Source organism: Johannesbaptistia floridana, from assembly GCF_057440575.1.
In genome coordinates this window covers 1-8,799 of record NZ_JALKVM010000296.1, presented here as the reverse complement: position 1 = coordinate 8,799, position 8,799 = coordinate 1, and the positions used below count along the sequence as shown (strand labels likewise).

At 34.9% G+C, this 8,799-nt stretch carries 8 protein-coding genes; 3 read left to right on the top strand and 5 right to left on the bottom strand.

Features of this window, described 5'->3' with window-relative positions:
* Positions 1-118: 118 nt before the first annotated feature.
* The 3 genes from MW688_RS17925 to psaD all read right to left on the bottom strand — a co-directional run bounded on the left by MW688_RS17925 (position 119) and on the right by psaD (position 2,609).
* A complete protein-coding gene (locus MW688_RS17925; protein WP_486737380.1) occupies positions 119-310 on the bottom strand; it encodes a hypothetical protein in 192 nt (63 codons plus the stop codon).
* Positions 311-476: 166 nt separating this feature from the next.
* The gene (gene trpE / locus MW688_RS17920) at positions 477-2,012 is read right to left on the bottom strand and encodes an anthranilate synthase component I (protein ID WP_486737379.1); all 1,536 of its coding nucleotides are present in this window, start codon (positions 2,010-2,012) and stop codon (positions 477-479) included.
* A 168-nt stretch (positions 2,013-2,180) separates the two neighbouring features.
* Complete coding sequence (gene psaD, locus MW688_RS17915) at positions 2,181-2,609, bottom strand: photosystem I reaction center subunit II (protein ID WP_486737378.1); 429 nt, start codon at positions 2,607-2,609, stop codon at positions 2,181-2,183.
* A 342-nt stretch (positions 2,610-2,951) separates the two neighbouring features.
* Between psaD and MW688_RS17910 the strand changes: the two genes are divergently transcribed.
* The 3 genes from MW688_RS17910 (at position 2,952) to MW688_RS17900 (ending at position 7,369) form a co-directional block, all read left to right on the top strand.
* Positions 2,952-3,122, top strand: a complete 171-nt coding sequence (locus MW688_RS17910) for a Uma2 family endonuclease (RefSeq protein ID WP_486737377.1) — start codon at positions 2,952-2,954, stop codon at positions 3,120-3,122.
* Positions 3,123-3,615: 493 nt separating this feature from the next.
* Positions 3,616-5,076 (top strand): pentapeptide repeat-containing protein, encoded by a 1,461-nt coding sequence (locus MW688_RS17905; RefSeq protein ID WP_486737376.1) that lies wholly within the window; start codon positions 3,616-3,618, stop codon positions 5,074-5,076.
* Positions 5,077-5,749: 673 nt separating this feature from the next.
* On the top strand, positions 5,750-7,369 hold the full coding sequence (locus MW688_RS17900) for a pentapeptide repeat-containing protein (RefSeq protein ID WP_486737375.1): 1,620 nt from the start codon (positions 5,750-5,752) through the stop codon (positions 7,367-7,369).
* A 495-nt stretch (positions 7,370-7,864) separates the two neighbouring features.
* Here the strand turns inward: MW688_RS17900 and MW688_RS17895 are convergent, their stop codons facing one another.
* Positions 7,865-8,164, bottom strand: a complete 300-nt coding sequence (locus tag MW688_RS17895; protein WP_486737374.1) for a HigA family addiction module antitoxin — start codon at positions 8,162-8,164, stop codon at positions 7,865-7,867.
* 5 nt (positions 8,165-8,169) lie between these two features.
* Positions 8,170-8,451, bottom strand: coding sequence for a type II toxin-antitoxin system RelE/ParE family toxin (locus MW688_RS17890; RefSeq protein WP_486737373.1), 282 nt, complete (start codon positions 8,449-8,451; stop codon positions 8,170-8,172).
* Between the last annotated feature and the right edge of the window lie 348 nt (positions 8,452-8,799).

The window sequence follows — 8,799 nt, the reverse complement described above, 5'->3', positions numbered from 1 at the left end:
TTACTCATTACTCATTACTCATTACTCATTACTCAACCACAACCAGTAACTTTGGGTAAAGATGCAAGAGCTGAGTTGTAGGTTGGGTTAAACAAAGTGCAACCCTACTGAAATAGTTTTATCCTTTGAGAGTTTTTTGAAAATTTTTGCGATATGAGCTATTGGCTACAAATAAAACGGGCCACAATAGAGCTAGGCCAATTTTTGTAGGTAGACTACGGCTAAAGTTGGTTTTACGAAAACCTTGGAGAAATTTTACTATTCCACCAATATAAACTAGTAAAATGAGGATTACTGCTATTTTAATCATTTTTCTACTGCTTAGTTTACCAAACTAATTATTTTTATGTAGGAGTAGGTTGATATGTATTTCTATTATTTAGATTTTACTACCAGCCTTATTTATTTTGTAATTACTACTACTATCATATCATGATTTACACCTAATCGAATTAACTACATGGTTAGATAATTAATTAACTTAAACAGCGAATTGCTTCTAGTAAGCCTCTAGCTTTACTGAGGGTTTCTTCGTATTCTTGCAGGGGTTGAGAATCTGCAACAATTCCCGCACCTGCCTGTACAGAAACTAAATGTTGATTACTTTGAAGGGAACGCACAATCATGGTCCGAATGGTAATGGCGCTATTGAGTTGACCTTCAAAGTCATAATAACCGTAAACTCCCGAATAAGGACCCCGTCTTTCTGTTTCTAATTCGTTAATAATCTCCATGGCTCTAATTTTTGGTGCTCCACTAACAGTGCCTGCCGGAAAAGAAGCTTTGAGTAAATCCCAGGCATCTTTATTATCTTGTAGAATACCAATCACATTACTAACTATGTGCATGACGTGGGAATACTTCTCAATAACCATTAACTGGTCCACTTCTATAGTACCAGAAACACAAACTCGGCCTAAGTCATTGCGTCCTAAATCCACTAGCATAACGTGTTCAGCTATTTCTTTAGGATCTTTTAATAGTTCTTGGGCTAAAGCTTTATCTTGGTCTGGAGTAGTACCTCGTCGGCGGGTTCCAGCTATTGGTCTGAGGGTAGCTTTGAGACGGTTATCTGGTAAGCGTTCAGCTTTGACCATCACTTCTGGACTAGAACCAATGATTTGCCAGTCACCAAAATGGTAGTAAGCCATATAGGGTGAGGGATTTATTGACCTGAGAGAACGATAGAGGGCAAAGGGTTCTCCATGATATTCTGTAGTTAGTTTTTGAGATAGTACTACTTGAAAGATATCCCCTTGGTGAATATATTCTTTGGCTTTGACTACGCTTTGGCAGAATTGCTCCTGAGTGGTATTGCTTTTGTATACTAAATCTTGGGAAGAAAGCTTACTCACACTCTCGGGGGAAATCCATTCTAGGGGTTGGGCGTCAATAGGTAAATCTAATTTAAGTTTAGTTACTAATTTGGTGACGCGATCGCAAGCTTGTTGATAAGCTTCGTATAAGTCATCTTGGTCATTATCTAACTTAGCGTAGGCGATGGCCCAGATTTTTCGTTTAACTTGGTCAAAAATTAACAGGTTGTCTATTTGCATCCAGACTCCGTCGGGTAAATCTCCGGTTTCTGGCGCCGATATTGGTACTGTTGGTTCAATCCACTTAATTAACTCATAACCCCAAAAGCCAAATAAACCGCCAATTCCTGCGGGTAATTGTGGCAGTTTCACTGGTTTAATCTCTTTGAGACAGTTAGCCACAATCTCGAAGGGATTACCTGTGTAGATAGATTTTGACCCATCGCGGTAGGTTTGAGTTGTTGTTTCTCCTCTTGCTTCTAATATCCAGATCGGATCTGCACCCAATAGGCTATAGCGCCCTAGGTTTTCGCCTCCTTCCACTGATTCCAACAAAAAGTTATATTTTTGTCCTGCACATACCTTGTACCAGGCTGATACTGGAGTTTCTAGATCAGCAATCCATTCTTGATATACTGGAATAAAATTACCTTTTTTCGCTAGGGCAGTAAATTCAAAGAAGTCTGGAAAGATCATAATTTTAGCCTGGAGATGTAAAAAAATAAAAAACAAGGAGATTGAATAACAAAATTCAGTTTAACCTTTTTTTTGTTCTTATCTCCTTGTTCTCAAAATAAAAATGAAATGAACTAAGTGTACTGAAACCGCCCTGGATTTTAAATCCAGGTAACCGATGACTTTAGTTTATACTTCGTAGGGAGTTTTACCAGAAAATTTTAAGGTTGCTGGTTCTGGGTTGTTACCTATTTTTCTGTCTATTTTGCCATAATATTCACGTCCTTCGTTAACCTTTTCAGGAAATACGCCATCTGCTGGATGAAGATATTGCACTTCACCATTGGGATAAACCCGATAAATTTTGTAATCTTCCATTTTTGGTTTGAACTTAGTGCGTAATTGAGTACCTAAAGCTAAGCACTGCTCTTTACGGGCAAAATAGAGAATATTTTCTCCTTCGTTCATAATTGCTGCACCGCCTGTGGGCATCTCGAAGGCTTGTTCTTTTGAGCTTGTCCAAGTAATTACATACTTTTCCTCTCTGTCTGCTGCTGATAGTAAACCACCAGTGCTGCCACCGAATTTAGGCATTTTTCCAGTAAATTCCATGCTCATACTCTTCTAATTCAATCTTTATTATTCTTATTTTGAGCGTGACTAAATTGCCACTCTACTTTGGTTATATTATCCTTTTGTTCCTCAATTAAGAGCGAAAATGTCAAGAACTGTAACATTTAACCCCAAATTACCCCTATTTTTTCAAGAAATGTTAATATTTGTTAAGTATCGGCTTTTTAGAGATTAAGTGCGATCGCCAAAGTTGCTGGTGAGGGGAGATTGTAGAATGTGCAAATGGGCGAATTTAGAACCACAAAGATTAATAATTTTTTCTCTGAGTTATTTAGTACATAAGTTCTGGTTAAAAATCTGAGTAAAACCTAAAACCTCACACCTGATATGTGTAAATCTCAACTAACTGAACAACTTCTAACTGTTGAAGAATATCTTAACTATGATGATGGGACAGATGTTCGCTATGAACTTGTTAAGGGAAAATTAATAGAAATGCCTCCAGAGAGTAATCTCAATGCTCGTATTGCTGCATTTTTATTTACAGAATTTCTCTGATGCTTCAGTTTTTACTGGGGATCAGTCTTTGGTTTCGGTTTTATTTCCTAATTTTCAACTCACTGTTAATCAAATTTTATTAGAAAATAGATATTAAAAAGAAATATAAGATTAGTCGATACAAAAACTACTATTAATAAAATAGTTAAAGCGATCGCACATCAGTAGTAACTCTGATTTCTTATACTAACAAACATTCTACTCAGATCTTGCACCAAAGCCCAAAAGTTGCTGGTGTAAGGGTAATTTAGAATGCGCGAATTAAGAATGTAGAATGATTTTTTTAGTATAAATACTCAATTTTTAGTTATTAAAATCTATTGAGCCATCAAATAAATAAATTTTGACCAGATAAAATAGTACTTTTGTTCTCTGAGGGGGTGAGTTTAATTAAAAAATCAATTTTGAATAAGGATTAGTTAGTACAATAGTACTGGTGCTTTGATCTAAGTTCTATACTGATTAAATAAACACATTACTACAAAAGATACAAATGAGTTTTTCTCCAATATCAGAGACAATTATTAAACAGGCTAATAACCCTGCAACTTCCCCTCAGGTTTTAGAAGAAATTTATCGCCAATATTCTCATGATGAAATTAAACTCGCTTTAGTGAGTAATCCTAATACTCCTGAAGAGATTTTATGGAAATTAGGAGAAGATTTTCCCCAACAATTATTAAGTAACCCCGTATTTAATTTATTGTTACTAGCAAATCCTAACTTGCTGGCGGATATGCCGGAAGCAACCTTGAGTAGTATAATGCGGCTACCAGACGTTGAAGAATCTTATGTTTTTTTCGCTTTAAACAATTGTCGAAAAAATGAAAAAATACTGGCAGGGATTATTTCTGATCAAAAAACACTATTCAATAAGTGGCGACAAGATAATCCTGATGCAGATATTAGCTTAAGTGGTGCCGATTTAAGAGATGCCGATTTACAAGGTGCCGATTTAAGAGATGCCAATTTAAGACGTGCCAATTTACAGCATGTCAACTTAAGACTTGCCAACTTACAGAATAGCGATTTAGATGGTGCCAATTTACAGGATACCGATTTAAGAGATGCCAATTTACAGGATGCCAATTTACAGAATGCCAATTTACAGGATGCCAATTTACAGAATGCCAATTTAAAACGGACCTATTTAGAGAGTGCCTATTTGAGTGGTGCTCAATTAAATCAGAATACCCGGATAGAAAAAAAATGGTTTAGAGTTTGGGATATTCTCAATAATCCCACTCCTAGAAGAAATTTAAGACGCGCCAATTTAAATGATGCTCAATTAAATGATGCTCAATTAACAGGTGCCAATTTACGTGGTGCTCAATTAAAGGGTACCAATTTACAAAATGCCAATTTACAAAATGCCAATTTACAAAAGGCCAATTTACAAGATGCCAATTTACAAGATGCCAATTTACAAGATGCCAATTTAAGTGGTGTTAATTTACAAGGTGCCTGTTTATTTTTTGCTAAATTACAAGGTGTCAATTTAAGGAGTATCGATTTAAGTGGTGTTAATTTAAGTGGTGTTAATTTAAGTGGTAACGATTTAAGTGGTGTTAATTTAAGTGGTGTTAATTTAAGTGTTACTGATTTAATTGGTACTAATTTAAGTGGTACTGATTTAAGTGGTGTTAATTTAAGTGCTACTAATTTAAGTGGTACTAATTTACAGGGTGCCAATTTACAAGGTGCCAATTTACAAGGTGCCATTTTATGGAGTGCCAATTTAAGAGATGCCAATTTACAAGATGCCGATTTAAGTAATGCCTTGTTATATTGTGCCAATTTACAAGATGCCAGTTTACAAGGTGCCGATTTAAGTAATGTTAAGTTAAATAAAAATACCCAGATAGATGCAAAATGGTTAAGGGTTTGGGAGATTATCAATAATCGAACTTCCCAAGGTGCCAATTTTGAGGAAAATATAGTAAATATATACTAAAAAAAGAGCGATCGCCATTAATACCAATCCCTATTTCTTATAAATATAACTAAGTAGAATATTAAGCTTGAGCAAAATATATAGCAATGAGCCAATAGATGTTGACAAAAATGATGAAAAGCCCCCCTTGGTAAGGGGGGAAGGGGGGAAAAGTTAGTGATAAATGTTGTTAACACCACTGCGGTCACTGCTATAGTAAAAATATACTAAAAGAAAAGCGATCGCCATTAATACCAATTCCTATCTCTTATAAATATAACTAAGTAACATGTTAAATTTGAGGAAAATATAGTAAAAATATACTAGAAAAAGAGCGATCGCCATTAATACCAATTCCTATCTCTTATAAATATAACTAAGTAACATGTTAAATTTGAGGAAAATATAGTAAAAATATACTAGAAAAAGAGCGATCGCCATTAATACCAATTCCTATCTCGTATAAATATAACTAAGTAGAATATTAAGCTTGAGCAAAATATAGTAAAAATATACTAAAAAAAGAGCGATCGCACATCAGTAGCAATTCCTATCTCGTATAAATATAACTAAGTAGAATATTAAGCTTGAGCAAAATATAGTAAAAATATACTAAAAAAAGAGCGATCGCGCATTAAGAGCAATCCCTATTTCTTATACTGATTCAAAAAACACATTATTACAAAAGATACAAATGATTTCTCATCTAATATCAGAGTCAATAATCAAACAAGCTAATAACCCTGAAACCTCTCCTGTGGTTTTAGAAGGAATTTATCGCCAATATTCTCATGATGAAATTAAACTGGCTTTAGTGAGTAATCCTAATACTCCTGAAGAGATTTTATGGAAATTAGGAGAAGATTTTCCCCAAGAATTATTAAGTAATCCGGTAGTTGATTTAATGCTACAAGAAAATCCTAACTTGTTGGAAAATATGCCCGAAGCCAATTTAATTAGTATAATGCGGTTACCATCTGTTGAGGAATCTTATGTTTTTTTCGCTTTAAACAATTGTCGAGAAAATAAAAAAATACTGGCAGTGATTATTTCTTATCAGAAAACACTATTAAATAAGTGGCAACAAGATAATCCCGATGTAGATATTAGTTTAAGAGGTGCCAATTTAGAATATGCCAATTTAGTAGGTGCCAACTTAGAGGGTGCCAACTTAGAGGGTGCCAATTTACAAGGTGCCAACTTAGAGGGTGCCAACTTAGAGGGTGCCAATTTAGAAAGTGCCAACTTAGAGGGTGTCTATTTAGAAGATGCCAATTTAAGAGGTGCTAACTTAGAGGGTGCCAATTTAGAAGGTGCCTATTTAAGAAATGTTAAGTTAAATAAAAATACCCAGATAGATGCAAAATGGTTAAGGGTTTGGGAGATTATCAATAATCGAACTTCCCAGAGAGATTTAAGAGGTGCCGATTTAAGTCGTGCTAATTTACAAAGTGCCAATTTAAATAGTGCCAATTTACAGGGTGCCGATTTAACTTGTGCCAATTTACAAGGTGCCAATTTAAAAAGTGCTAATTTACAAGGTGCCTGTTTATATTATGCCAATTTACAAGGTGCCGATTTAACTCATGCCAATTTAAAAAGTGCCAATTTAAAAAGTGCCAATTTACAAGGTGCCGATTTACAAAGTGCCAATTTACAAGGTGCCAATTTATTTAATGCCAATTTAAGTAGTGCCAATTTAAAAAGTGTCAATTTAAATAGTGCCAATTTACGTGCCGATTTAGAAGGTGCCGATTTACAAAGTGCCGATTTACAAAGTGCCGATTTACAAAGTGCCGATTTACAAGGTGCCAATTTACAAAGTGCTAATTTACAAGGTGCCAAATTACAAGGTGCCGATTTACAAAGTGCCAATTTAGAAGGTGCCGATTTAAATAGTGCCAATTTCACAGGTAACCTTTTATATAGTGCCTATTTAAAAGATGTAAAGTTAAATAAAAATACCCAGATAGATGCAAAATGGTTAAGGGTTTGGGATATTCTCAATAATCCCACTTTCCAAAGAAATTTACAAGGTGCCGATTTATGGCGTGCTAATTTACAAGGTGCCGATTTATGGCGTGCCTATTTACAAGGTGCTAATTTACAAGGTGCTAATTTACAAGGTGCTAATTTACAAGGTGCCAATTTACAAGGTGCCGATTTACAAGGTGCCGATTTACAAGGTGCCGATTTACAAAGTGCTGATTTACAAAGTGCTAATTTACAGGGTGCCAATTTACAGGGTGCCGATTTAAAAGATGTTCAGTTCAATGAAAATACCCAGATAGAAAAGAAATGGTTGAGGATTTGAAATATGCTCAATAATTCTACTCCCCAAAGAGATTTACAGGGTGCCAGTTTATATGGTGCCTATTTTGAGGAAAATATAGTAAAAATATACTAGGAGAAAAGCGATCGCACATCAGTACCAATTCCTATTTCTTATAAATATAACTAAGTAGAATATTAAACTTCAGGAAAATATAGTAAGACGAGAAAAAGAGCGATCGCACATCAGTAGCAATTCCTATCTCGTATAAATATAACTAAGTAGAATATTAAACTTCAGGAAAATATAGTAAGACGAGAAAAAGAGCGATCGCACATCAGTAGCAATTCCTATCTCGTATAAATATAACTAAGTAGAATATTAAGCTTGAGCAAAATATAGTAAATATATACTAAAAGAAAAGCGATCGCTCTGACGGGGAGTGCATATCTAACAGTATAAATCTTGATTGACCTTTCCTCATCTGTAATGTACGAATCATCTCGCCTGAAAAATTTTCGCTCTTGTTGATAGCCATTAACACAAAGATAAAGGAGTAATAGCATTTAATTTCTCACCTAAATTTCGTTTAGCTTCCATTAACTGATAACTATTTTGCAGACGTAAAAAATAACCTTCAGATAGCCCAAAATAACGACATAGCCTTAAATCTGTATCGGCTGTTATGGAGCGATGTCCTTTAACAATAGCATGAATACGATTAGGCGGTACATTAATAGCACGGGCAAGGGCATTTTGACTGATTTCCAATTCTTCTAAAAATTCATACTTAAGAATTTCTCCGGCATGGGGGTTAATAATTAATTTTTCTGTCATAATCCTCAATGATAATCAACTATTTCTACATCAAAAGCTGTACTATTTTCCCAGCTAAAACATAAACGCCACTGTTGATTAATACGAATACTGTATTGTCCTGAGCGATCGCCTGATAACGCTTCAAGATGATTACTTGGTGGTAATTTCAAATCGTTAACAGTAATAGAAGCATCAAGTTGACGCAATTTTCGCAAAGCCCTTGCTTGAATATCAGTTGGTAATTTACCAGAATATTTTCCCTCCCAAATTTTTTTTGTTTCTTTACAAGCAAAAGACTCTATCACTTTAATAACTGGTATTTAGTACATCTCTCATCATAGTAACAAAATATTCAATCATTGAATCCCAATTTAAGAGGTGCCAATTTACAAGGTGCCAAAGTTTTGAAGTTTTGAAGTTTTGAACTAAAAGAATTGATCCTAACCCCTTAAACTCAGACCCTCGCATCTTTACCCAAAGTTACTTGTGGTGGTTAAGTTTTGAAGTAATAATTTTTGAAGTCTTGAAGTAATATCAAGTCCGTTTAATCAGTTATATTATGAGATATTGATGCAAATACTTAAAAACCATCTTTCTCCCCCTCTCCCTGCTCCCTGCTCCCTGCTCCCTGCTCCCTGCTCCCTGCTCCCTGC